Source organism: Bacillus sp. SRB3LM (assembly GCF_015712745.1).
In the GTDB taxonomy this organism is placed as follows: Bacteria; Bacillota; Bacilli; order Bacillales; family Bacillaceae_G; genus Bacillus_A; species Bacillus_A thuringiensis_K.
In genome coordinates this window covers 1-1,149 of sequence record NZ_VWVQ01000090.1, presented here as the reverse complement: position 1 = coordinate 1,149, position 1,149 = coordinate 1, and the positions used below count along the sequence as shown (strand labels likewise).

Sequence of the window (1,149 nt, the reverse complement as noted above, 5' to 3'; positions counted from 1 at the left end):
AATTAAGAGTCCCATGTCCTAGATCAAATTCTCTTTGAATACTGGAAATTGTACGCCCTTCTTTGATTACCAATTCAACACATTGTTTTTTAAATGTTTCATCATACTGTTTTTTCATCTGAAACACCTCTTATATAGAATAATTTATCTCTATACTGTGTTCCAGTTTTACTGTACCACCTCAAAATGAATAAAAGTAACGAACAGAAAAAGGGCGCTCATAAGAGCGTTTTTTCTGTTTGTAGAATTCTAAACATATTTTATTTTTCAATATACATAGAAAGTATAATTGTACATGTATATGGGTGTCCTGTTTTATTTATTCCTTTCACATCAATTATAAGATTGTATATATCCGATTGCTCTATATGCTGTAACGTAGCAGATAAAATATTTGTATCTACTTGTCGAAATCCATCAGATTATGAACTCAGTGTAGCTGTCCAATGAACAACGCGAATCATAATAGAGACCACCTCCGCTTCAACAGTTTTTTATCAAAAGATGGGATTTTTAATTTTGCTTTATTAGCGGGTATTTTCAAATGGAAAGGTGCTTATTGTTGATACCGTACCATCATTAAATAGGCATCTTTACCTTCCGTGTTCATACGTATCTGCCAGTCTCCCACTTTCATACTTTTTAGTTGAAACATATGAATGAAAACCCCTTTAAAAAGATATTATGACCCTTTGTTACTAATGTATCTTGTTTATTATAAACCTTCCCTGATGAGGAAATAAGTTGTATCTCTACCTGTTTACTCGTTATTAAAATTAATACGGTTCCTGTTTTTAACGTATCTACAGAAAACATTGTGCCATTTTCTTAATGGGGAATCAGTTCTACACCTAAAATCGTTTGGTTTTCTGTCGTTCCTAACTCTGTATAGGGCTCACTCATAGAAGGAAAGGAAGATGTTGACTGCACTTCCTTTCCGAATGGAATCATGGTCTAATGTAACATCAGAAAAAAGGTGGATAGCGTACGGCATAAGTAAAAAGCAAAAGCTTGATAGCCATTATTAATGTTTTTGAGGTTTTACCTAATATTGAAATCATTCAAGCCAATGGACACGATTCACAGTTTACACATAGTGATTATAATCCTATGAGTACTGTGTTTACGGGGATTCAAATCCATTGGAAT

At 33.2% G+C, this 1,149-nt stretch carries 1 protein-coding gene; it reads right to left on the bottom strand.

Features of this window, described 5'->3' with window-relative positions; translation table 11 throughout:
- Window positions 1-828 precede the first annotated feature (828 nt).
- The gene (locus F3I02_RS34520; RefSeq protein ID WP_269061754.1) at window positions 829-951 is read right to left on the bottom strand and encodes a hypothetical protein; all 123 of its coding nucleotides are present in this window, start codon (window positions 949-951) and stop codon (window positions 829-831) included.
- Between the last annotated feature and the right edge of the window lie 198 nt (window positions 952-1,149).